This is a genomic window from Streptomyces sp. C1-1 (genome assembly GCF_050214755.1).
Lineage (GTDB): Bacteria > Actinomycetota > Actinomycetes > Streptomycetales > Streptomycetaceae > Streptomyces.
The window spans coordinates 4,674,206-4,695,589 of record NZ_CP189826.1 but is presented as its reverse complement, the minus strand read 5'-3'; the positions used below and the strand labels follow the sequence as shown (position 1 = coordinate 4,695,589).

Annotated in this window: 19 protein-coding genes; 9 read left to right on the top strand and 10 right to left on the bottom strand. The window is 71.0% G+C overall.

The window, feature by feature from the left end:
- Positions 1 to 51: 51 nt before the first annotated feature.
- Complete coding sequence (locus tag ACQF4J_RS21470; RefSeq protein ID WP_427166521.1) at positions 52 to 1,002, top strand: DedA family protein; 951 nt, start codon at positions 52 to 54, stop codon at positions 1,000 to 1,002.
- An 18-nt stretch (positions 1,003 to 1,020) separates the two neighbouring features.
- Here the strand turns inward: ACQF4J_RS21470 and ACQF4J_RS21465 are convergent, their stop codons facing one another.
- Both ACQF4J_RS21465 and ACQF4J_RS21460 read right to left on the bottom strand, forming a co-directional pair.
- Positions 1,021 to 2,682: a threonine/serine ThrE exporter family protein gene (locus ACQF4J_RS21465; RefSeq protein ID WP_351573996.1), complete on the bottom strand. Its 1,662-nt coding sequence runs from the start codon at positions 2,680 to 2,682 to the stop codon at positions 1,021 to 1,023.
- A 106-nt stretch (positions 2,683 to 2,788) separates the two neighbouring features.
- A complete protein-coding gene (locus tag ACQF4J_RS21460) occupies positions 2,789 to 3,280 on the bottom strand; it encodes an inorganic diphosphatase (RefSeq protein ID WP_064731883.1) in 492 nt (163 codons plus the stop codon).
- 79 nt (positions 3,281 to 3,359) lie between these two features.
- On the opposite strand from ACQF4J_RS21460, the gene dacB reads away from it, so the two are divergent.
- The 6 genes from dacB (at position 3,360) to folE (ending at position 11,177) form a co-directional block, all read left to right on the top strand.
- Entirely contained in the window at positions 3,360 to 5,045 is a 1,686-nt protein-coding gene (gene dacB, locus ACQF4J_RS21455; RefSeq protein WP_351574000.1) for a D-alanyl-D-alanine carboxypeptidase/D-alanyl-D-alanine endopeptidase, read from the top strand.
- 112 nt (positions 5,046 to 5,157) lie between these two features.
- Entirely contained in the window at positions 5,158 to 6,282 is a 1,125-nt protein-coding gene (locus ACQF4J_RS21450; RefSeq protein WP_351574003.1) for a zinc-dependent metalloprotease, read from the top strand.
- Positions 6,283 to 6,474: 192 nt separating this feature from the next.
- Positions 6,475 to 7,566, top strand: coding sequence for a tRNA lysidine(34) synthetase TilS (gene tilS, locus ACQF4J_RS21445; RefSeq protein ID WP_351574006.1), 1,092 nt, complete (start codon positions 6,475 to 6,477; stop codon positions 7,564 to 7,566).
- A 69-nt stretch (positions 7,567 to 7,635) separates the two neighbouring features.
- On the top strand, positions 7,636 to 8,196 hold the full coding sequence (gene hpt, locus ACQF4J_RS21440) for a hypoxanthine phosphoribosyltransferase (RefSeq protein WP_067240779.1): 561 nt from the start codon (positions 7,636 to 7,638) through the stop codon (positions 8,194 to 8,196).
- Between the two features lie 195 nt (positions 8,197 to 8,391).
- On the top strand, positions 8,392 to 10,431 hold the full coding sequence (gene ftsH, locus ACQF4J_RS21435; protein WP_351574009.1) for an ATP-dependent zinc metalloprotease FtsH: 2,040 nt from the start codon (positions 8,392 to 8,394) through the stop codon (positions 10,429 to 10,431).
- Positions 10,432 to 10,571: 140 nt separating this feature from the next.
- Positions 10,572 to 11,177, top strand: a complete 606-nt coding sequence (gene folE / locus ACQF4J_RS21430) for a GTP cyclohydrolase I FolE (RefSeq protein ID WP_351574012.1) — start codon at positions 10,572 to 10,574, stop codon at positions 11,175 to 11,177.
- Between the two features lie 44 nt (positions 11,178 to 11,221).
- Here the strand turns inward: folE and ACQF4J_RS21425 are convergent, their stop codons facing one another.
- From ACQF4J_RS21425 to ACQF4J_RS21400, 6 genes are all read right to left on the bottom strand, one after another.
- Positions 11,222 to 11,707 (bottom strand): DUF3180 domain-containing protein, encoded by a 486-nt coding sequence (locus tag ACQF4J_RS21425; RefSeq protein ID WP_351574015.1) that lies wholly within the window; start codon positions 11,705 to 11,707, stop codon positions 11,222 to 11,224.
- A 105-nt stretch (positions 11,708 to 11,812) separates the two neighbouring features.
- Positions 11,813 to 12,424: a 2-amino-4-hydroxy-6-hydroxymethyldihydropteridine diphosphokinase gene (gene folK, locus ACQF4J_RS21420; RefSeq protein ID WP_351574018.1), complete on the bottom strand. Its 612-nt coding sequence runs from the start codon at positions 12,422 to 12,424 to the stop codon at positions 11,813 to 11,815.
- Entirely contained in the window at positions 12,421 to 12,780 is a 360-nt protein-coding gene (gene folB, locus ACQF4J_RS21415) for a dihydroneopterin aldolase (protein ID WP_058924022.1), read from the bottom strand. The genes folK and folB overlap by 4 nt, the downstream gene beginning before the upstream one ends.
- A 292-nt stretch (positions 12,781 to 13,072) precedes the next feature.
- Positions 13,073 to 13,576, bottom strand: a complete 504-nt coding sequence (locus ACQF4J_RS21410; protein WP_427166517.1) for a nuclear transport factor 2 family protein — start codon at positions 13,574 to 13,576, stop codon at positions 13,073 to 13,075.
- Entirely contained in the window at positions 13,573 to 14,484 is a 912-nt protein-coding gene (folP, locus tag ACQF4J_RS21405) for a dihydropteroate synthase (protein WP_427166515.1), read from the bottom strand. Before folP ends, ACQF4J_RS21410 begins: the two co-directional genes overlap by 4 nt.
- 201 nt (positions 14,485 to 14,685) lie before the next feature.
- Positions 14,686 to 16,497, bottom strand: coding sequence for a phosphatidylglycerol lysyltransferase domain-containing protein (locus ACQF4J_RS21400; protein WP_351574027.1), 1,812 nt, complete (start codon positions 16,495 to 16,497; stop codon positions 14,686 to 14,688).
- 224 nt (positions 16,498 to 16,721) lie between these two features.
- Here ACQF4J_RS21400 and ACQF4J_RS21395 point away from each other — a divergent pair, with 224 nt between their 5' ends.
- Both ACQF4J_RS21395 and ACQF4J_RS21390 read left to right on the top strand, forming a co-directional pair.
- Positions 16,722 to 17,849 (top strand): alpha/beta hydrolase, encoded by a 1,128-nt coding sequence (locus ACQF4J_RS21395; protein WP_351574030.1) that lies wholly within the window; start codon positions 16,722 to 16,724, stop codon positions 17,847 to 17,849.
- A 143-nt stretch (positions 17,850 to 17,992) separates the two neighbouring features.
- Entirely contained in the window at positions 17,993 to 19,468 is a 1,476-nt protein-coding gene (locus tag ACQF4J_RS21390; RefSeq protein ID WP_427166513.1) for a hypothetical protein, read from the top strand.
- A 56-nt stretch (positions 19,469 to 19,524) separates the two neighbouring features.
- Here the strand turns inward: ACQF4J_RS21390 and ACQF4J_RS21385 are convergent, their stop codons facing one another.
- Complete coding sequence (locus ACQF4J_RS21385; RefSeq protein WP_427166512.1) at positions 19,525 to 20,859, bottom strand: PH domain-containing protein; 1,335 nt, start codon at positions 20,857 to 20,859, stop codon at positions 19,525 to 19,527.
- Positions 20,856 to 21,368: a PH domain-containing protein gene (locus ACQF4J_RS21380; protein WP_351574039.1), complete on the bottom strand. Its 513-nt coding sequence runs from the start codon at positions 21,366 to 21,368 to the stop codon at positions 20,856 to 20,858. Before ACQF4J_RS21380 ends, ACQF4J_RS21385 begins: the two co-directional genes overlap by 4 nt.
- Positions 21,369 to 21,384: the final 16 nt, after the last annotated feature.

Below are 21,384 nucleotides of genomic sequence, written 5' to 3'. Positions count from 1 at the left end.
GCCCGCAGAAGGACGCCGTACCTTCCCCCACCCCCTCAGGAGCCCGGAACCGTGACGACGCTTGCCCTCGGCCCGAGCTGGCTGGATCCGAACTACCTCCTCGACACGTTCGGCATCTGGGGGCTGCTCCTTATCGTCTTCGCCGAGTCCGGCCTGCTCATCGGTTTCTTCCTGCCCGGCGACTCGCTCCTGTTCACCTGCGGTCTGCTGATCACCTCGAACCAGCTGAACTTCCCCCTGTGGGGAGCGATCGCGCTGATCTGCCTCGCCGCGATCCTCGGCGACCAGGCGGGCTACATGTTCGGCAAGAAGGTCGGCCCGTCCCTGTTCAACCGCCCCGACTCCCGCCTGTTCAAGCAGGAGAACGTGGTCAAGGCGCACGAGTTCTTCGAGAAGTACGGCCCCAAGTCCCTGGTCCTGGCCCGCTTCGTGCCCATCGTGCGCACGTTCACGCCGATCATCGCCGGCGTCAGCGGCATGAAGTACCGCTCGTTCCTGACCTTCAACGTCATCGGCGGCGTGCTGTGGGGCGCCGGCGTCACCCTGCTCGGCTCCTGGCTCGGCAAGATCGACTTCGTCAACAACAACATCGAGGCGATCCTGATCCTGATCGTCCTCGTCTCGGTGGTCCCGATCATCATCGAGTTCCTGCGGGCCCGCTCCAAGAACCGGAAGGCCGGGCCCGAGGCGTCCGAACCCGTCCAGGAGCAGACGCAGCCCTTCCCGGTGGTCATGGACGACGCGACGACCCAGCTGCGCCGCATCCCGTCGGCGGACCAGGACCACTCCCAGCAGCACCAGCACCAGCACCAGCAGCAGCACCAGCAGCAGCAGTACCAGCAGCCGTACGACCCCGACCAGCACTACGCGCAGCCCCAGTACCCCCAACAGGAGTACTCGCAGCAGCAGTACCCCCAACAGGGGTACCCGCAGCAGCAGTACCCGCAGCAGCAGTACGGCGGCGGGCAGTACCCGTACGACAACCAGAACCAGGGCTACTGAGCCGGCGCGGCGGAAGGCTCAGAAACCCCGCGTCCGCTTCGCGGCCCGCCGCTTCTCCGCGGAGCCGATCCGCAGGAACAGCCGGGAGATCTCCGATCCGAGGTTGACCCCGATGGCGATGGCCATGGCGAGCGAGGCCGCCGTGGCCAACGACACCAGCCCCTTGTCGACGTCGTTCTGCGCGATCGACAACAGCCCGAAGTACGTCGAGGAACCCGGCAGCAGCGGCCCGATCGCCGCCGTCGTGTACGGCAGGGCGGACGCGAACCGGTAGCGCGACAGCAGCTGCCCGAACAGCCCGACGAGCCCCGCCGCCACCGCCGTGGAGGCGACCGGCGACAGCCCGCCGGGATAGTGCAGCGCGCCGTACACGCACCACGCCACGCCGCCGTTCAGCGTCACCCACGCCACCGTCGAGCGCTCCTGCTGCAAGAGCACCGCGAACGTCAGCGACAGCAGCATCGACGCGGCGATCTGCCACAGCGGCCGCTCGGCGATCCGCAGGCCAGCGTCGGGGTTGAGCTTGGCCCCCAGGTTCACTCCGAAGTACAGGACGACCAGCACGCCCGTGACGATGCCGACGAACAGGTAGACGACCTCCAGCAGGCGCGCCGACGCGGTGATGTAGAACCCGGTCAGCCCGTCCTGCACGCCCGCCACCAGGGCCCGCCCCGGCAGCAGCGCGAACAGCCCACCGGTGATGACCGCGGACGCCTTCACGTCCACATGGGCGACGGTCAGCGCGACCCCTATCGCGGCCGGCGGCATCGCGGCGACGGTGAACTGGTAGAACTCCGGCAGCCCGCGCCCCGCGCACAGCCACGCGAGCCGGTCGCCGAGCATCGCGCCGAGCATGGCCGCGAGGAACACCACCACGTCACCGCCGACCAGCACGGAGGCGGCCCCGGCGAGCAGCCCGCTCGCGCCGGTCAGCACCCAGGTGGGGTACGGGTGCCGGTTGCGGCGGATCTCCGCCAGCCTGCGGTAGGCCTCCTCCAGGGAGATGTGGGTCTCCACGTCGCTCAGGTCGTCCACCAGCCGGTAGACGGCCGCCAGGCGGGTGTAGTCCGTCGCCCGGCGCCGCACGGTCCGCGACGCGGTCACCGGGTCGTCGACCAGGGACGGCTGGTAGGAGATCGACAGCAGCGTGAAGGTGACGTTCGGCTCGCAGCGGTCCAGCCCGTAGGACCGGCAGACCGCGAACATCGCGGCCTCGACGTCCTCCGCGCCCTCGCCGCCGGCCAGCAGCAGCTCGCCGATGCGCAGCGTCAGGTCGAGCACCCGCGGGACGGCCGGACCGCCGTCCTCCGCCTTGGGCGGCGGCTCCGGCGCGGGCCGCTCGGCCACCGGCATGCGCAGCATGGTGCGCATCCGGTCCTGCCAGGGCACGTCCTTGGTCAGGCTGACGACCGGCACGCCGGTCGCCGGGGTGAAGGCGACGGGCGCCTGCTTGGAGCTGTAGGTGCTCGGCATGCTGAACGCCGACCCCTCGGAGTCCACACCCTGCGGCTGTGGGACCTCCAGCCCGTCCGGGACGGCGAACTCGGAGGTGGTCTCCGGTTCGACGGCGACTCCGGGGGCGACGAGTCCCGCGGGAATCGCGAACTCGGATGTGATCTCGGGGTCGAACGTGCCCCTGGCCTCGTCCGTCTGCGGCTTGCGGTCCTCCGCCTCCGTCACGTGAGTAACGCTCCCTGTACGACGCGTACGGCAATGGCCAGTATGCGCACAGAATGACAAACGGGCCGCACGCGTACGCGTGCGGCCCGGGAACACTGCCGGGGGTTCAGTGACCGCCCTGCTCCTTGAACCGCTTGTAGGAGCGCTCGATCTCGATCTCGGCGTCGGTGCGGCCCACCCAGTTGGCGCCCTCGACGGACTTGCCGGGCTCCAGGTCCTTGTAGACCTCGAAGAAGTGCTGGATCTCCAGACGGTCGAACTCCGACACGTGGTGAATGTCACGCAGGTGCTCCACGCGCGGGTCCGTCGAGGGGACGCACAGCAGCTTGTCGTCGCCGCCGGCCTCGTCCGTCATCCGGAACATGCCGATCGCGCGGCAGCGGATCAGACAGCCCGGGAACGTCGGCTCGTCCAGGATGACGAGCGCGTCCAGCGGGTCGCCGTCCTCGCCGAGGGTGTTCTCGACGAAGCCGTAGTCGGTCGGGTAGGCGGTCGAGGTGAAGAGTCGACGGTCCAGGCGGATCCGACCGGTCTCGTGGTCCACCTCGTACTTGTTCCGCGAACCCTTCGGAATCTCGATCGTGACGTCGAACTCCACCGGTGGCTCCTCCATGATCAACACATAGTTCTGGTGGTTAAGTGTCCCTCACGCAGGTGTGTGATCGCGAAAGGGGCTGGTGGTCGTGCCTGAACTGAGGCCTTGGCGGGCCGCGAGACCGCACGTGGCGCGGGCCGCGAACGCCGTACGGCCGCTTCTGGCACGGGCCGCCGGGACCGTACGCCCCCAGCTCGAACGAGCCGCGAACGCCGCACGGCCACGTCTGGAACGAGCCGTGGCCGTCGCGAAGCCGCGGCTCGCGCGAGCGCGACGGGCCGTGGGACCACGACTCGCGGCGCTGCGGGCTCCGCGTCCGCGGTCGGTCAAGACCTGGCAGTACACAGCCGGCGCGACGACCCTCGGGCTGGTGCTGGCCAGTGGGGTGGTGACCGCCGCCGGCCCCTGGGACGCCAACGGTCAGCGTACGGCCGAGCGCGACCGCGCGGTCGCCCTGGAACGCACGGGTGGCGCAGATCACGGCCGTAATTCCGATACATCCGGATCGTCCGATACGACGGCGGGGGCGCCCCGTCCCGCCCCGAGCGCGGCGTCGGTCCTGGTGGGCCTCGGAGGCTCCACGAACACCGTGAAGTCGGCTCCGGCCGGGCCGGCCCTCGCCGACGTCCTGCGGCCCCTCCTCGGGGACCCGGCGCTCGGCGCCCACCGCACCGCCGCCGTCGTCGACGTCGCCACCGGCAAGCGCCTCTACGGCACCGGGGCCGACGACGCCCTCACCCCCGCCTCCACGACGAAGATCGCCACGGCCGTCGCGGCCCTGTCGGCGATGGGCGGGGACCACCGCCTGACCACCCGCACGGCCCTGGAGCCCGACACCGGGGAACTCGTCCTGATCGGCGGCGGCGACCCGACCCTGACGGCCCACAAGGACGCGCAGGGCTGGGCGAGCCTGCGCGATCTTGCCGTCGCCACCGCGAAGGCCCTGAAGAAGCGCGGCCTGTCCGAGGTGACGCTCTCCTACGACACCACCCTCTACGCCGGCCCCGAACTGCACCCCATCGGCGTCAACGACAACCTCGCGCCCGTCAGCGCCCTCATGGCCGACGAGGGCCGCACGGACGACTCCGCCAGTGGCCCGGCCCCGCGCGTGACGGACCCGGCGGCGGACGCGGCGGCGAAGTTCGCCGGCTTCCTGGCCGCGCGGGGCATCAGGACGACACCTCCGGGACCGTCCAAGGCGACCACGCGCGCGCAGTCGCTGGCCGCCGTCTCCTCACCCCCGCTCTCGGCGCTCGTCGAACGGATGCTGACCAACTCCGACAACGACATCGCCGAGGCCCTGGCCCGCCAGACGGCGGTGGCGACGGGCGGCCGGGCGAGCTTCGACGGCGGCGCCGACGCGATCGCCGCCGAACTGAAGAAGCTCCGACTGCCGTCGCGCGGCGCCCAGTTCCACGACGGCAGCGGCCTGAACCGTGACGACCGGCTCACCGCGGACCTCCTGACGGCCCTGCTGGTGAAGGCGGGCGCCCCCGCCCACCCCGAACTCCGCCCGATCCTCACCGGCCTCCCGGTGGCCGGCTTCACCGGCACCCTGACCAGCCGCTACACGGATGGCGCGGCAGGCGTCGTGCGGGCCAAGACGGGGACGCTGACGGGCGTGAACACCCTGGCGGGAACGGTCGTCGACCAGGACGGACGCCTGCTGGCGTTCGCGTTCCTGGCGTCGGACACCACCAGTCCGACGGCGGCGCAGTCGGCACTGGACCGAACCGCCACGGCGCTGGCGGCGTGCGGCTGCCGCTGACCGCGTGGGCCCGCGCACCCCAGGCGCCACACCGGTCGGCCCAGGAGCACGCCCTCACCCGGCCGACCTCCACGCCCTGCCCCAAGTGGGAACGCTCACGTACGGTTGACGCATGACGAGCATCGGTGGTGCCGAGATGGTCGACTGGAATCTCGCGGTCGCGACCGCGACCCGGCTCGTGCGGCCGGGCCCCGACGTGAGCCGTGACGAGGCCCGAGCGGTCGTCGCGGAACTGCGCAAGCATGCCAAGGCCTCGGAGGAACACGTGCGGGGCTTCACTCGTCTGGGGACGGAGGGGACGCACGACACCCCGGTCCTCGTCGTCGACCGCCCCGGCTGGGTCCGGGCGAACGTCGCCGGCTTCCGGGAGATCCTCAAGCCGCTGCTGGACAAGATGCAGGAGCGGCGCAGCAACACGCCGGGCGGCGCGGTCCTCGGCGCGGTCGGCGGCAAGGTCACCGGCGTCGAACTGGGCATGCTGCTGTCCTTCCTGGCCTCCCGCGTCCTCGGCCAGTACGAGACCTTCGCCCCGTCCACCCGCGACCTCCCGGCCGGCGAGAACGGCGGCGGCCGACTGCTCCTGGTGGCGCCCAACATCGTGCACGTGGAGCGCGAACTCGACGTCCAGCCCCACGACTTCCGCATGTGGGTCTGTCTGCACGAGGAGACGCACCGCACGCAGTTCACCGCGGTGCCCTGGCTGCGCGACCACCTCGAGGGCGAGATCCAGTCTTTTCTCGGGGAGACGGACGTCGACCCGATGACCGTCCTGGAGCGCGTCCGGGAGGCCGCCCAGTCGCTCGCCGGGGGACGCCCGGAGGGTGAGGAGGACGACGGCGGCCGGTCCTTCGTGGAGATCGTGCAGACCCCCGCCCAGCGGGAGATCCTCGGGCGGCTCACCGCCGTGATGTCCCTGCTGGAGGGCCACGCCGACTTCGTGATGGACGGCGTGGGCCCGGACGTCGTGCCGACCGTCTCCGAGATCCGCGAGAAGTTCCAGCAGCGCCGCGCCAAGGGCGCCTCGCGGCTGGACATGGCCCTGCGCAAGCTGCTGGGCCTGGACGCCAAGCTCCGGCAGTACCGGGACGGCGAGCGGTTCGTACGGGCCGTCGTCGAGGAGGTCGGCATGGACGGCTTCAACCGCGTGTGGACCTCCCCCAACACCCTCCCCACGAAGGCGGAGATCGCCAAACCGGCGGACTGGGTCGCGCGGGTGCACCGCAAGACCGAGTCGTGAGCGTCACGGAAGGGTCGTGAAACGAATCCGGCCGACGGCAGGCGAACGCCCCTCCAATCACCCGTCCGAGGGACCGTGAGCCATGGGTAGGCGTGCGATGCTCGGGGAACGCCCCGGTTCTGTCACCATCAACACACTCTGAGTGACCGGCCTCGGGCTCACCCCCCGAAAACTTCATGAAGGGAACCGGACATGGGTCCCCATCCTGCGGTCGCGGCGATACGCCTGGCGGTCCGCCGCGTCCTACACGACATCCTCAACGACCTGAGCTCCGAGCCGTCCGCGGTCTTCGGGTCTTCCGCGGTCTCCGGGCCTCCCGTGCTCTCCGGGCGGACCGCGGTCTCCGAGCAGCGCCCGTACGAGCGCCCGTGCGCGCCGCTCGTGCTCGTGGCCTGCTCCGGCGGCGCCGACTCGATGGCCCTCGCCTCCGCCCTCGCCTTCGAGGCCCCCAAACTCGGCATCCGCGCCGGCGGCGTCACCGTCGACCACGGCCTGCAGTCCGGCTCCGACCTGCGCGCCGAGGAAGTCGCCCTGCGCCTGCGCGAGTTGGGCCTGGACCCGGTCGACTCCGTCGCCGTGACCGTCGGCCGCGAAGGCGGCCCGGAAGCAGCCGCCCGCGATGCCCGCTACGCCGCCCTCGACGCCGCCGCCGCCCGCCACGGCGCCGACGCGATCCTGCTCGGCCACACCCGCGACGACCAGGCCGAGACCGTCCTGCTCGGCCTCGCCCGCGGCTCCGGCATCCGCTCCCTGTCGGGAATGGCCGCGGTCTCGGGGGCCGGCGGCCGTTACCGCCGCCCCTTCCTCCAGCTCGACCGGCAGACCGCCCGCAAGGCCTGCATGGTCCAGTCCCTGCCCGTCTGGGACGACCCCCACAACGCCGACCCCGCCTACACCCGCTCCCGGCTGCGCCACGAGGGCCTGCCCGCCCTGGAGAAGGCGCTCGGCAAGGGCGTCGTCGAGGCTCTCGCCCGGACGGCCCAGCTCTCCCGCGACGACGCCGACGCCCTCGACACCTGGGCGCGCCAGGCCGAGGCCTCCGTACGGGACGCCGCCGGTCTGCTGGAGTGCGCCAAGCTCTATGCCCTGCCGCCCGCCGTGCGCCGCCGCATCCTGCGCCAGGCCGCCATCGAGGCCGGCGCTCCCGCGGGTTCCCTGTTCGCCCGCCACATCGAGGAAGTCGACCGGCTGATCACCGGCTGGCGAGGCCAGGGGGCCATCAACCTGCCCGGCAAAGTCGTCGCCCAGCGCCAGGGTGGCAGACTGGTGATTCGGCAAGGCTGAATCTCATCCCTTTCGTGGGGATCCGGACCCCTCCCGGGGCCCGGGCAGCCGGTGGGACGACCGAAAGTGATGCGGGTGGACGCGAAAGACATGGGTGCCGACCTCCAGCAGGTGCTCATCACCAAAGAAGAGATCGACGCGAAACTGGCCGAGCTGGCCGCGAAGATCGACGCGGAGTACGCGGGCAAGGACCTGCTCATCGTCGGTGTCCTCAAGGGCGCGGTGATGGTCATGGCCGACCTCGCGCGGGCGCTGTCCACCCCCGTCACCATGGACTGGATGGCCGTGTCGTCGTACGGCGCGGGCACCCAGTCCTCCGGAGTGGTGCGGATCCTCAAGGACCTCGACACCGACATCAAGGGCAGGCACGTCCTGATCGTCGAGGACATCATCGACTCCGGACTGACGCTGTCCTGGCTGATCAACAACCTCGGCTCCCGCGAGCCCGAGTCCCTGAAGATCTGCACCCTGCTGCGCAAGCCGGACGCCGCCAAGGTCGCCATCGACGTCGAGTGGGTGGGTTTCGACATTCCCAACGAATTCGTCGTCGGTTACGGCCTCGACTACGCCGAGAAGTACCGCAACCTCCCGTTCGTCGGTACGCTCGCGCCCCACGTCTACGGCGGCTGAGTGGCCCATGGGGCCAAGAGAGCCGTCTTTGTAGGACGATCGGGAACCCCAGCGGGTTTCGCGCCGTTGGAGCATGCAGACGGGTTAGCCAGCCCGCCCGTGCGGCTTCGGGCGACAATGCTGGGGTACCGTCAGAAGAACTGTCTTATCAAACTCACTATGGCAGGAGGGACGGGGCGGCACCGCTCCGTATGGATGGACGTGAAGCGATACTTCCGTGGGCCGGTCATGTGGATCGTGCTGGCCGTCCTTGCCGTGGTCGTGTTGATGCAGGTCGTCGGTTCGTCCGGCGGCTACAAGACGGTGGACACCGGCCAGGTCGTCGCAGCGATCAACGACAACAAGGTGGAATCGGCCAAGCTGACCACCGGTGACGAGCAGACCGTCAAGGTCCAGCTCAAGTCTGGCGAAAAGGTCGAGGGCAGCTCGAAGATCCAGGCGAGCTACATCGGCGACCAGGGCGTGGCCATCGCCAACACGCTGCAGACCAAATACCAGGACAAGCAGATCCCGGACGGCTACACCGTGTCGCCGTCCAAGCAGAACCCCTTCCTGGGAATCCTGCTCTCCCTGCTTCCCTTCGTTCTGATCGTGGTCGTCTTCCTGTTCCTGATGAACCAGATGCAGGGCGGCGGCTCCCGGGTCATGAACTTCGGGAAGTCCAAGGCCAAGCTCATCACCAAGGACACGCCGAAGACGACGTTCTCCGACGTCGCGGGCTGTGACGAGGCCGTCGAGGAGCTCCACGAGATCAAGGAGTTCCTGCAGGAGCCGGCGAAGTTCCAGGCCGTCGGCGCCAAGATCCCCAAGGGCGTGCTGCTCTACGGCCGCCCCGGTACCGGCAAGACGCTGCTCGCGCGTGCCGTCGCCGGTGAGGCGGGGGTCCCGTTCTACTCGATCTCCGGTTCCGACTTCGTCGAGATGTTCGTCGGTGTCGGTGCCTCCCGAGTCCGTGACCTGTTCGAGCAGGCCAAGGCGAACGCTCCGGCGATCGTCTTCGTCGACGAGATCGACGCGGTCGGCCGCCACCGCGGCGCCGGCCTCGGCGGCGGTCACGACGAGCGCGAGCAGACGCTGAACCAGCTGCTCGTCGAGATGGACGGCTTCGACGTCAAGGGTGGTGTGATTCTCATCGCGGCCACCAACCGTCCGGACATCCTCGACCCGGCGCTGCTGCGCCCCGGCCGCTTCGACCGCCAGATCGCGGTCGACCCGCCGGACCTGCAGGGCCGTCTGGAGATCCTCAAGGTCCACCAGAAGGGCAAGCCGGTCGCGCCCGACGTCGACCTCGCGGCGGTCGCCCGCCGTACGCCGGGCTTCACCGGTGCGGACCTGAGCAACGTCCTCAACGAGGCGGCTCTGCTCACGGCCCGCAGCGACCGGAAGCTCATCGACAACTCGATGCTCGACGAGGCCATCGACCGTGTGGTCGCGGGCCCGCAGAAGCGGACCCGGATCATGTCGGACAAGGAGAAGAAGATCACCGCGTACCACGAGGGCGGACACGCCCTGGTCGCGGCGGCCTCCCCGAACTCCGACCCGGTCCACAAGATCACGATCCTGAGCCGCGGCCGCGCGCTGGGCTACACGATGGTGCTCCCGGACGAGGACAAGTACTCGACCACCCGCAACGAGATGCTCGACCAGCTCGCCTACATGCTGGGCGGCCGGGCGGCCGAGGAACTGGTCTTCCACGACCCGACCACAGGCGCGGCGAACGACATCGAGAAGGCCACCGCCACGGCCCGCGCGATGGTCACCCAGTACGGCATGACCGAGCGGCTGGGCGCCATCAAGTTCGGCGGCGACAACACCGAGCCGTTCCTGGGACGTGAGATGGCTCACCAGCGCGACTACTCGGAAGAGGTCGCCGCGCTGGTGGACGAGGAAGTCAAGAAGCTCATCGAGAACGCGCACAACGAGGCCTGGGAGATCCTGGTCGAGAACCGCGACGTCCTCGACAACCTCGTCCTGCAGCTGCTGGAGAAGGAGACGCTGGGCAAGGAGCAGATCGCCGAGATCTTCGCTCCCATCGTCAAGCGCCCCCCGCGTCCGGCCTGGACCGGCTCCTCCCGCCGCACGCCGTCCACCCGTCCGCCGGTGCTCTCCCCGAAGGAGCTCGCACTGACGAACGGCGCCAACGGCGCGACCCCGGCGATCTCCACCGCCAAGTCCACGGCGACGGAGCACGCTCCGGCGACCGAGGCGATCCCGGAGGACCGGCCCGAGAGCTGAATCACCTCCTTCCGCCCGTCGGGACCGGAATGGCTGTGCGCGCCCCCCAGGTTTTAGCCTGGGGGGCGCGGCGTTTTCAGCCAGGCCGCAGACGAGGCGCGTGGCCCGCACGCGTGACCCGCACAGGAACGAGAATCCACATGACCGACCCCGTGACGCTGGACGGCGAAGGCAGCATCGGCGAGTTCGACGAGAAGCGCGCCGAGAACGCCGTCCGTGAGCTGCTGATCGCGGTCGGGGAGGACCCGGAGCGGGAGGGTCTGAAGGAGACGCCGGCGCGGGTGGCGCGGGCGTACAAGGAGATCTTCGCGGGGCTGTGGCAGAAGCCCGAGGACGTGCTGACGACGACGTTCGACCTGGGGCACGACGAGATGGTCCTGGTGAAGGACATCGAGGTGCTCAGCTCGTGCGAGCACCACCTCGTGCCGTTCGTCGGCGTCGCCCACGTCGGGTACATCCCGTCGTCGGACGGCAAGATCACGGGGCTGTCGAAACTGGCCCGGCTCGTGGACGTCTACGCCCGCCGTCCACAGGTGCAGGAACGTCTCACCACGCAGATCGCCGACTCGCTGATGAAGATCCTGGAGCCGCGCGGTGTCATCGTGGTCGTCGAGTGCGAGCACATGTGCATGTCCATGCGCGGTGTCCGCAAGCCCGGCGCCAAGACCATAACGTCGGCGGTGCGCGGCCAGCTGCGCGATCCCGCCACCCGCAACGAGGCCATGAGCCTGATCATGGCGAAGTAGGGCCGGGGCCCCTCAGGGCCTCGGCGCCCGTGTCCTGTTGCCTTTCAGGCCGGAGACGCCGCGCCGTTGTCGGTCTCGTCGTCGTCCGGGAGCTTGCACACACGCTCCAGGAAGATGGCCGCCGCTATGACCGCGATGCCCGCCACGACCGAGAAGCCGGCGTAGATGGCCTGGTCGCGGCGGGCCGGGATGTCCAGCAGCTCCAGCAGGAAGACGCCGGTGCCTCCGTACATGCCGGAGACCAGGGCCGCGACCAACGCGCTGGCCTGGCCGAAGACGACCGCGCGGGCCGCCATCAGGGGGTCGACGCCCTTGGCCTCGGGCCGGCGCTCACGCTGGGCCTTGAGGCGGCCGCGGATCGAGAGCGCCGTGGCCAGCAGGACCACGGCGATCAGGGCGAGGACGATGGGGGCGGCCAGGGGGACGCTGGGGAGCGTCCCGATCGAGTTCCAGAGGCGGGCGCCCGCCCAGGACAGGAGCCCGGCCACGACGAACACGCCTGCCAGCACCCTGATGCGCAGCTCTCTCACGGTGTCCCTTCAGCTCCCCCGGTTGACGGGTCAGACCCGTGGACCGTGGTCGTCCCGCGCCCGCGGACGGCGGTCGTCCCGGCTTTGTCGTCTTGACCTTAACGACTACTCGGGCAGGTGGAGTTCCAGGTCCTCACGGGGCTCCACGCCGTGCCGGGTGACGGTGCCCAGGAGGCCCGCGACCGGGCCGCGGCCGGGCAGCTGGGCGTCGGGGTCGACGTCGTGCCAGGGGGCGAGGACGAAGGCGCGTTCGTGGGCGCGGGGGTGCGGGAGGGTCAGCAGCGGGTCGTCGGAGAGGACACCGTCGTAGGCGACGATGTCGACGTCGAGGGTGCGCGCGCCCCAGCGCTCGTCGCGGACGCGGTGGAAGGCCTCCTCGACCGCGTGCGCCCGCTCCAGGAGCGAGGACGGGGGCAGGGTCGTCTTCAGCAGTACCACCGCGTTGAAGTACGAGGGCTGGCTGCCCGGCTCGACGCCCCACGGCTCCGTCTCGTATACCCGCGACACGGCCTTGACCCGGACGCCCGGGGTGTCCTCCAGGGCGTCGATGGCGCCCTGGAGGGTCTCCAGGCGGTTGCCGAGGTTCGAGCCCAGGGAGATCACGGCGCGTTTGGGGTTGTGGAGGGTGGTGTCGGCGGCGTCCACCTGCTGCACGACGGAGGCGGGCACCGGCTGTACGGTCGGGTCGCTGTGACCCTCGGTGAAGAACGCGGTCATACTCGGCTCCGGGTGATGGTGACGGTCACGTCGTCGAAGGGCACCGTGATCGGCGCGTCCGGCTTGTGGACGCGTACTTCGACCTCCTGGACCCCGTCGTGCTTCAGACAGGCCTGGGCGATGCGCTCGGCGAGCGTCTCGATGAGGTTGACGGGCTCGCCCTCCACCACGGCCACGACCTCCTCCGCCACGATGCCGTAGTGCACGGTCTTCGCCAGGTCGTCGTCGGCCGCGGCCGGCCGGGTGTCCAGCCCGAGGACGAGGTCCACGATGAAGGTCTGGCCCTCCTCGCGTTCCTTGGGGAACACACCGTGGTGCCCGCGGGCCTTCAGGCCGCGCAGCGCGACACGATCCACGCGAATCACTCCTGCAATCGTCGGTGACGGCCGGTCACTGCCGTGTGCGGGCGGCACACCGGCCTCGAACGAATCTACCCGCGGGCACTGACAGCCCCCGGCCACGGGGGCGCGGGCCAGTGCCGGGACCAGGAGGTTTCATCGTGTGTTTCCCCTGGGGAACCCGGCGGCTCACGGGTTGGTAGCCGCCCCTACCCGGCACGTCGTGATTCCAACCACTTCTTGCACCCGGCGGGTGCCGATGTGACCCGTGAGGGTGCCGACGGGTCTCCTCGCAGGACCGCCTACCCCGTCAGGAGGGGGTGTCCTCGTCCTCGGCCTCGTCGTTCTCGGACAGAACGGGGGAGGCGTGGTGCGACCACATCTTCCAGCCGTCGGGTGTGCGGCGGAACACGTTCGTGGCGACCACCAGCTGGCCGACGAGCGGGCCGAGCTCCTCGCCGCCCTCGGGCGCGGGCCCGCCGCTGAGGATGTTCTCGGTGCAGGTGACCAGGGCGGTGTCGCCGGTGACGGAGACGTGCACGTCGGTGAGGAAGAACTGGATGTAGTCGGTGTTCGCCATGATCAGGGCGTACGACCGCAGGACCTCGCCGCGGCCGGTCAGCACGGGCCAGCCGGGGTGCACGCAGGAGACCACGCCGGCGTCCGCCGGGTCGTGGTACTCCTCGTCGATGCCCAGGTCGCCGGGGGCGAGCCAGAGGGAGGACAGTTCCTCGAAATCGCCGCGTTCCAGGGCCTCGTAGAAGGCGGTGTTGGCGGCCTCGACCTGCTCGACGTCCGTGTGGGCGGCGCTCACCGGGCTCCTTCTGCGCCGGGGGCGGCCGAGCGGGGCGCGTGCTCGGCGGTGCGCGCCTCCTCCACGGCGCGCGCGACGCGTACTGCGTCCGCCGTGGCGCGCACCTCGTGCACACGCACCGCCCACGCGCCGGCGTGCGCCGCGAGCGCGGAGACGGCGGCCGTCGCGGCGTCGCGCTCGCGCGCGGGCGGCGGCGCGCCCTCCGGCCCCGCGAGGACGCGCCCGAGGAACCGCTTGCGAGAGGCGGCGACGAGGAGCGGGTGGCCGAGCACGAGCAGACGGTCGAGGTGGGCCAGGAGGGTGAGGTCGTGTCCGGCGTCCTTGGAGAAGCCGAGGCCGGGGTCGACGACGACGCGGTCGGGGGCGATGCCGCCGGCCAGGACGGCCTCCACGCGCGCGCGGAGTTCGTCGACGACCTCGGTGACGACGTCGTCGTACGCGCCCTTGACGTTGCCGCCCTCCAGGAAGCCGCGCCAGTGCATGACGACGAAGGGGGCGCCGGAGGCGGCGACGACCGGGATCATCGCCGGGTCGGCGAGCCCGCCGCTGACGTCGTTGACGAGGCGGGCGCCGGCGGCGAGGGCGCGCTCGGCGACGGACGCGCGCATGGTGTCGACGGAGACGGCGACACCCTCGGAGGCGAGGCCACGCACCACGGGGATGACGCGCTTGAGTTCCTCGGCCTCGTCGACGCGGGTGGCGCCCGGGCGGGTGGACTCGCCGCCGACGTCGACCAGGTCCGCGCCCTCGGCGACCAGTTCGAGCCCGTGCTTGACGGCCGCCGTGGTGTCGAAGAAACGGCCGCCGTCGGAGAAGGAATCGGGGGTGACGTTCACGACTCCCATGACCGCGCAGCGGTCCCACTCGGGAAGGCCCGCGACGCGCCCGCGTCCGCTCTGCTTGCTCATACGTTCAGCCTAGGCCCCGGACCGGACCGGAAGACGCCATGGTCGGCCGCGGAACGCGACGGCCCGGACGCAAGCCCCCCGGGCTGGAGGGGAGGGCTTGCGTCCGGGCCTGTCCTTCGCGGCCTACGGCCTGTCCTTCGAGGCGTACGGCCGTCCGGTCGTCCCGTCCGGCCGTCGGTCACGCCACGCGCTCGGGGTCCCTCACGCGGCGCGTACGTCGCGCTCCGCGACGGAGTGGGCGCACACGCGCGGGGCCGACCTGCGGCGGCGCAGGAAGCGCGGCAGCGGCAGGGCGAGGTTGACGAAGCCCTCCGCCTGCATGGCGGCGAAGCCGATGCGCGGCAGGTCCGCCGAGGCGCGGTAGACGACGAAGCGCGGCTCCCAGCGGGGCTGGAACTTCGCGTTGAACTTGTACAGCGACTCGATCTGGAACCAGCGGGAGAGGAAGACCAGCAGCCCGCGCCAGGCGCGCAGCACCGGGCCCGCGCCGATCTTCTCGCCCCGCGCGAGTGCCGAGCGGAACATCGCGAAGTTGAGCGACACGCGCGTGATGCCGAACTTCGGGGCCGCCTGGAGGGCGGCGACGATGAGGAGTTCGTTCATGCCGGGGTCGGCCGAGCGGTCGCGGCGCATCAGGTCCAGGGAGGCGCCGTCCTCGCCCCAGGGGACGAAGTGCAGGATCGCCTTCAGGTCGCCGTACTCGCCCGGCTGGTCGTCCGCCTTGTGGGCGGTGGCGATCAGGCAGTCGCCGTCGGCGGCGTCGCCGATACGGCCCAGGGCCATGGAGAAGCCGCGCTCGGTGTCGGTGCCCCGCCAGTCCTCGGCGGCCTGCCGGATCCGCGCCAGCTCGGTGTCGCCGAGGTCACGTACACGTCGTACCCGGGTTTCGTAACCGGCGCGCTCGATGCGCTTGACCATCTGGCGCACGTTGCGCATCGCGCGGCCGGCGAGGGAGAAATCCGCGACGTCCACCACCGCCTCGTCGCCCAGTTCCAGGGCGTCGAGGCCGGTCTCGCGGGTCCACACCTCACCGCCCGTCTCCGAACAGCCCATCACGGCGGGCGTCCAGGAGTGGGCCTTGGCCTCGTCCATGAAGCGCTCGATGGCGCCCGGCCAGGCCTCCACGTCACCGATGGGGTCGCCACTGGCGAGCATCACACCGGAGACGACGCGGTACGTCACCGCAGCCTTGCCGCTGGGCGAGAAGACGACGGCCTTGTCGCGCCGCAGGGCGAAGTGGCCGAGGGAGTCCCGCCGGCCGTGCTTCTCCAGCAGGCAGCGCAGGCGTTCCTCGTCCTCCGCGGTCAGACGGGCCGCCGGGTGCTCGGGGCGGAACGCGAGGTAGATCGTCGTCACCGCGGTGAGCAGCCCCAGGGCGCCGAGGGAGAAGCCGACGGTCCAGGAGGTGTTGCCCTGGTAATCGACCGGGCCCTCGAAGCCGAAGAGGCCGTAGAGGACGTGCGTAATGCGATCGGCCAGGCTCGGGTCGCCGACCATGCGATTCGGGTGGACGCTGACGATGATCAACCCGAGAACGAGGGATCCGGCGCCCATGAGGACGAAGTTGGCGAGCGCGCGCCACCGGCTGCGCGGGTCGGGCAGCGCGTTGAACTGGTCGCGGTGGCGCAGCAGCGGAGCCAGCAGCGCCAGCGAGATGACCACTCCGATCAGGGAGTGGCGGTACGTGAACTGCGCGACGGCACCTGCCGGCAACAGCGCCACCGCGGCCCGCCACGCGCGCCGCTTGCCCCGCCTCAGTCCGTGCGCGAGCAGCAGCAACAGCACGCCGGCGCTGAGCGAGAGCGCGGCCGCGAACGGCCCGAACGCTCCCGGCAGCACCTCGGCGATGGTGTGCATACGGCTGTGCCGGAAGCGCGGGAAGACGCCCGCGGCGATGTCCAGGACGCCCACGAGCGCACAGGCTCTGGCGACGAGGACGGGGACGGCCTCGGGGCGCGGACCTCGCAGTACGCGCCGAGCGTTGCGTGATCGAGAGGGAACCCCGCCCGACATTTCCTCATCTGTCCTGACAGACATCGCATCCCGTAGTTCTGCGAGAGACCTTGAATCCGGTGCCGATCGGGGCATCCGGCGACATTGCGCCCTCTAGGACGGTGTCTCGGGGAGCAAGGTTCCAACCTCTCCTCAAAGCCGGTCCAAAGGCCATGGAAAGTCCCGGACAAGCCCTTGCGAAGGCGCGGGGAAGCCGGTTGAGAACCGCAGGCAGGAAGCAGGTCATGGGTCTTACGAGCAACAAGGTGCTGTGGCTGGCGGTCGCGTTCGCCGTGCTGCTGTTCGTCGGCACGGTGTGGCTGTGGCCACGTCTGGCGCGGCGTCACTGGCGCGCCGTCAGCGGGCGGGTGTGCCTGCTGCTCGGCACCCAGTTGGCCCTCTTCGCCTCCCTGGGTCTCGCCGCCAACCAGGCCTTCGGTTTCTACGCCAGCTGGGCCGACTTGTTCGGTCAGGAGAAGGACCAGGGCGTGGTGGTCAACCACACGGCGCTCGGCGGTTCGGGCGGACCGCTGGAGGTGATCGACACGGCACACGTGCGTGGAGCCGGCGGAGCCCCGCCGCAGTCCGGAGGGCAGATCCAGAAGGTCGACATCGTCGGCCGCCGCACTCACATCGCCACGCCCGCGTACGTGTATCTGCCGCCGGAGTACTTCCAGCCGCAGTACCGGACCCGTACGTTTCCCGCGACCGTCGTTCTCACCGGATATCCGGGCACAGCGCAGGCGCTCGTGGACAAACTGCGCTATCCGAGCACGGCGGAGGCGCTCGCGAAGAACGGCCGTATGCAGCCGATGATCCTGGTGATGTTGCGGCCGACGGTCGCGCCGCCGCGGGACACCGAGTGCGTGGACATCCCGGGCGGCCCGCAGACGGAGACGTTTTTCGCCAAGGATCTGCCCGATGCCGTAATCGCGCACTACAGGGTGGGCAGAAAACCGGGAGGCTGGGGGATCATCGGCGACTCCACGGGCGGGTACTGCGCGCTGAAACTCGCCATGCACCATCCCGGCTCCTACGCGGCCGGAGCGGGGCTGTCGCCGTACTACAAGGCGCCCCTGGACCCGACCACGGGTGATCTCTTCCAGGGCAACAGGAATCTGCGCGACCGGGCGGATCTGTGGTGGTGCCTCAAGCACCTGCCCGCGCCCGACACTTCACTGCTCGTCACCAGCAGCCGGATCGGGGAATCCAACTACAAGGACACCCTGAAGTTCATAGAGCGTGTGCGGACCACCCGGTTGACGCGGATCTCGTCGATCATCCTCGACAGCGGAGGTCACAACTTCAACACCTGGCGGCGCGAGATTCCGGCGACACTGCAGTGGATCAGTGGGCGGCTGAGCGACCGGTGACAGGGGATTCGGCGGGTTCGGCAGATGATGATCTTGCCGAATTGACGGGATCCATTTCCTGATGTCCTGTGAACGTTTCGTTATGGCTGTGTTTTTGCGGGGCGGGGCGCCATGGGTCGCCTACGCGCGGTAAGTTTCTGGCCATGCCACGTGGACGTCACCGCCATTCCCCGCCTCTGCACAGGCTGTTGCCTCCGTCGGCGATAGCAGGCGTCTCCCTTGTCTGCGCCTTCGGTCCCTGGGTCTTCTCCTCACCGGCCACGCTCCGTGTCGTCGCCGCGGTCGCCGCCGCCACGGCCGTCGTCGGCGCGGCCTTCATGCGACGGTGGGACGCGCAGGCTGGCAAACAGGTGGCCGACCTCACGCGCGCGCGTGCGAGCGACGAGTGGCGGCACGAGGAGCGGGTCGCGGAGCTGGAGGCCGACCTCGACGAGTCGCGCGAGCTGCGCACCAAGCTGGAGCAGCGGCTGCGGGCAAAGCGGGCGGAACTGGCGGGCCTGCGCAACGAGCACGCGGCCCTGCTGCGGCGGTACGCCACGGCGGAGACCGAGCGCGCGAGCGCGCTGGAGGGCCGCCGGCTGCTCGAGATAGAGGCGGGGGAGCCCACCCCCGCGCGCGCGTTGCCGGCGGTGCCGGCGCAGGAGGCGCAGTCCCCCACGGACGCCGAGGCTGTGGCTGCCTCCGCGGCCGACGGCGAGGCGGCGGCCGACGCCGAAGACAAGGCGCAGACCCCCGCCGTCTTCTCACCCGAGGGGTCGCAGCTGTTCCTTCGGGCGAAGGCGGCGCTGGAGAAGTTCGACGAGGACTCCGGTGAGGACTCCGGTGAGGACTCCGAGGAGGACCTCGAAGAGGGCTTCGACGAGGACTTCGACGAGGGCTTCGAGGAGGACGACGAGGACTTCGGGGAGGGCGGCGACGGTTCCCCGGAGGGCCACGACGAGGTGAGTGGTGAGGCCGGTGCCGAGGACGGCACCGGCCCCGAGGACGACGGTTCCCCGAAGGGCGACGGTCCCGGCAGGGGTGACGGTCCCGGGAAGGGTGACGGTCCGGGGAAGAACAGGGCCGCGAAGGGCGGGACGGCGCGGGCCAGGGCCGGTTCCGAGGCCCGCGCGGCCGAGACCGCCGCGAAGGGCGCCGCTGAGCCGGTCGCCACGGTGACCGGGGCCGCCGAGGACGACACGGAGGCCGCGGCGCGGGAGGACGAGGCGCAGGGGCAGCCCGAGGCGGCCGACGGGCATGAGCGCGCGGCCGCCACCACTCCGGCCCGGACGCCCGCGCAGCCCGCTCAGCAGCCCTCAGGGCACTTCGTCGAGCCGACCGCGGTGGCCGTCGTACCGGGCACGCCCATGCGGCGCCCGTCGGTCGAGGGCGGCTTCGACTTCTTCGGCACCAAGACGGAGCCCTCGCCGGGCGACCTGGAGTCCGTGCAGAACGAGGACCTCGCCGACGTGGTCGGCCAGGAGGCCCTCGCTCTCCACAAGGCCGAGGCCGAGGCGGACTTCAAGCCCGCCGACGAGGAGTCGCGCGGTGTCGGCCAGGTGATCGACCTGACGGCGCACGACGAGACGGAACAGATCGACCTGCAGGGGCTGCGGAGCATACGGAGCGCGGTTTCCTGAAGGCGTGGCCTCGCGGCGGTGACCCGGGCGGGGATGGCCACCCGGGCGCCGGCCGGTCAGGCCATCCACCGGTCCGGCAGGGCGTCGCGCCGTCCCGTCCGTGACCGCTCCGCCTGCGCCCGCAGCAGCTCCGCCGCCTCCTGTGCGTCCCTCAGCCGGGCCGTGACGGACTTGTTGGCCCCGGTGTCCACGTGCACGTCGGCGAGCCGCCACAGCCGCTTCCACGGCCCTTGCGTCAGCCGCACACTCTGCACCTTCGCGTGCGGGACGAGCGTCAGGCGCCGTCGCAGCAGGCCGTGCCGGGCGGCGAACACCGCCTCGGTGACGGCCAGTCCGTACCCGCGCCACCACACCGGCACGCACCGCCAGGCCCGGCGCGGCGGTCGCGACAGCGCCGCGGCCGCCGGCACGCTCACCCCGGGCAGCACGCGCACGATGACGTCCTCGGCCAGCTCGCGCGGAGCGACCGGCACGAGCACGGAGTTGGACGACCCGGCCACGTCCAGCTCCACCCGGACCCAGCCGCGCCGCCGCCACAGCAGCGGCTCCACGATCCGCACGGCCTGCACACGGCCGGGCGGCACCGTCTCGTGCGTACGGTCCAGCAGGCCGTGGTCGATGCGCAGCCCGTCCGGCGACTCGCCCACCGTCCAGTCGTACTCGCCGACGAAACGCCCCACGCTGCTCGTGGCGGCCGCGCCGAGCAGGGGCACGCCGGTCGCGAGGACCGTCCACACACTGTGGGTGGCCAGCCACAGCACGGGCGGTACGACGAGCGCGGCGGCGAGGGCGCCCCAGGTGGAGCCCGTCAGCAGGAGGGAGATCGCGAGCTGGAACGGAGGCGTGCGCAGCAGCTCGCGCGCCGGCGCTTCTCCGACTTCGTGCGCCGTCTCGGGCGCGAAACCGGCGGCGCGCGCCAGGAGTTCCGCGCGGAGCGCACGCGCCTCGCGCTCCCCGAGAAAGGCGAGTTCGTCCTTCTTGTCGGTCCCTATGACGTCGAGTTTCAGCTTCGCGACGCCCGCCACGCGCGCGAGGAGCGGCTGGGTGACGTCGATGGCCTGGACGCGCTCGAGCCGGATGTGCGCGGTGCGCCGGAACAACAGCCCGGTGCGGATGCGCAGTTCGCTCTCCGTCACGGCGAAGTGCGTGAACCACCAGCTGAGGAAGCCGTAGAGGGCGGCGACGGGCACGAGGACGGCGAGCCCGATCAGCAGGACGGTGGTCGTCAGCCTGGTCAACTGGCGCTGAGCCTGGTCGGGGTCGTGCAGGGCCCACCCGATGACCACCGCGACCGGGGCCCACGCGCGCCTGAGGGGCGTCACGGGATGCAGCCGCCGCTCGACGACCGGATTCCTCTCCCGCACGGCGTCGTCGACGCCCTGCGTGGTCACAGGCCCGCCGATCGGGCCTCGCCGAGCTCGGTGAGCCGGTCGCGCAGGCGTTCCGCCTCCTCCGGGTCGAGGCCCGGGATGGTCGCGTCGGTCGCCGCGGCCGCCGTGTGCAGTTGCACGCTGGCCAGCCCGAAGTGCCGCTCGACCGGCCCGGAGGTCACCTCCACCAGCTGCATGCGCCCGTACGGCACGACGGTCTCCTCGCGCCACAGCACGCCCCGGCTGATCAGCAGGTCGTCGGCGCGTTCGGCGTACCGCCAGGAGCGCCAGTTGCGGCCGAGCAGCACCCAGCCCCAGGCCATCAGCGCGAGTGGCAGCAGGGCGAGGGCCGCCCAGGCCGGCCCGGCGAACAGGTTCAGCAGTACCCCCAGGACGAGGGCGATCAGCCCCAGCCACACCACCAGCAGCAGGCGCCGCATCCGCAGCAGGCCGGGCGGCAGTCCGCGCCACACCGGCTCCGTCGTCCCGTCCCCCCGCGTGCCCGTGTCGCCCGGGCTCCCCGTTTCCATACGGCCAGCGTACGTA

Bases quoted from the DNA above. Each gene is read 5' to 3' on its own strand.
- ACQF4J_RS21395 (WP_351574030.1), top strand. From the start codon at position 16,722: ATGGGTCTTACGAGCAACAAGGTGCTGTGGCTGGCGGTCGCGTTCGCC.
- ftsH (WP_351574009.1), top strand. From the start codon at position 8,392: ATGGACGTGAAGCGATACTTCCGTGGGCCGGTCATGTGGATCGTGCTG.
- hpt (WP_067240779.1), top strand. From the start codon at position 7,636: ATGCGGGTGGACGCGAAAGACATGGGTGCCGACCTCCAGCAGGTGCTC.
- ACQF4J_RS21390 (WP_427166513.1), top strand. From the start codon at position 17,993: ATGCCACGTGGACGTCACCGCCATTCCCCGCCTCTGCACAGGCTGTTG.
- tilS (WP_351574006.1), top strand. From the start codon at position 6,475: ATGGGTCCCCATCCTGCGGTCGCGGCGATACGCCTGGCGGTCCGCCGC.
- ACQF4J_RS21450 (WP_351574003.1), top strand. From the start codon at position 5,158: ATGACGAGCATCGGTGGTGCCGAGATGGTCGACTGGAATCTCGCGGTC.
- ACQF4J_RS21400 (WP_351574027.1), bottom strand. From the start codon at position 16,497: ATGTCGGGCGGGGTTCCCTCTCGATCACGCAACGCTCGGCGCGTACTG.
- folK (WP_351574018.1), bottom strand. From the start codon at position 12,424: ATGACCGCGTTCTTCACCGAGGGTCACAGCGACCCGACCGTACAGCCG.
- folE (WP_351574012.1), top strand. From the start codon at position 10,572: ATGACCGACCCCGTGACGCTGGACGGCGAAGGCAGCATCGGCGAGTTC.
- ACQF4J_RS21380 (WP_351574039.1), bottom strand. From the start codon at position 21,368: ATGGAAACGGGGAGCCCGGGCGACACGGGCACGCGGGGGGACGGGACG.
- folP (WP_427166515.1), bottom strand. From the start codon at position 14,484: ATGAGCAAGCAGAGCGGACGCGGGCGCGTCGCGGGCCTTCCCGAGTGG.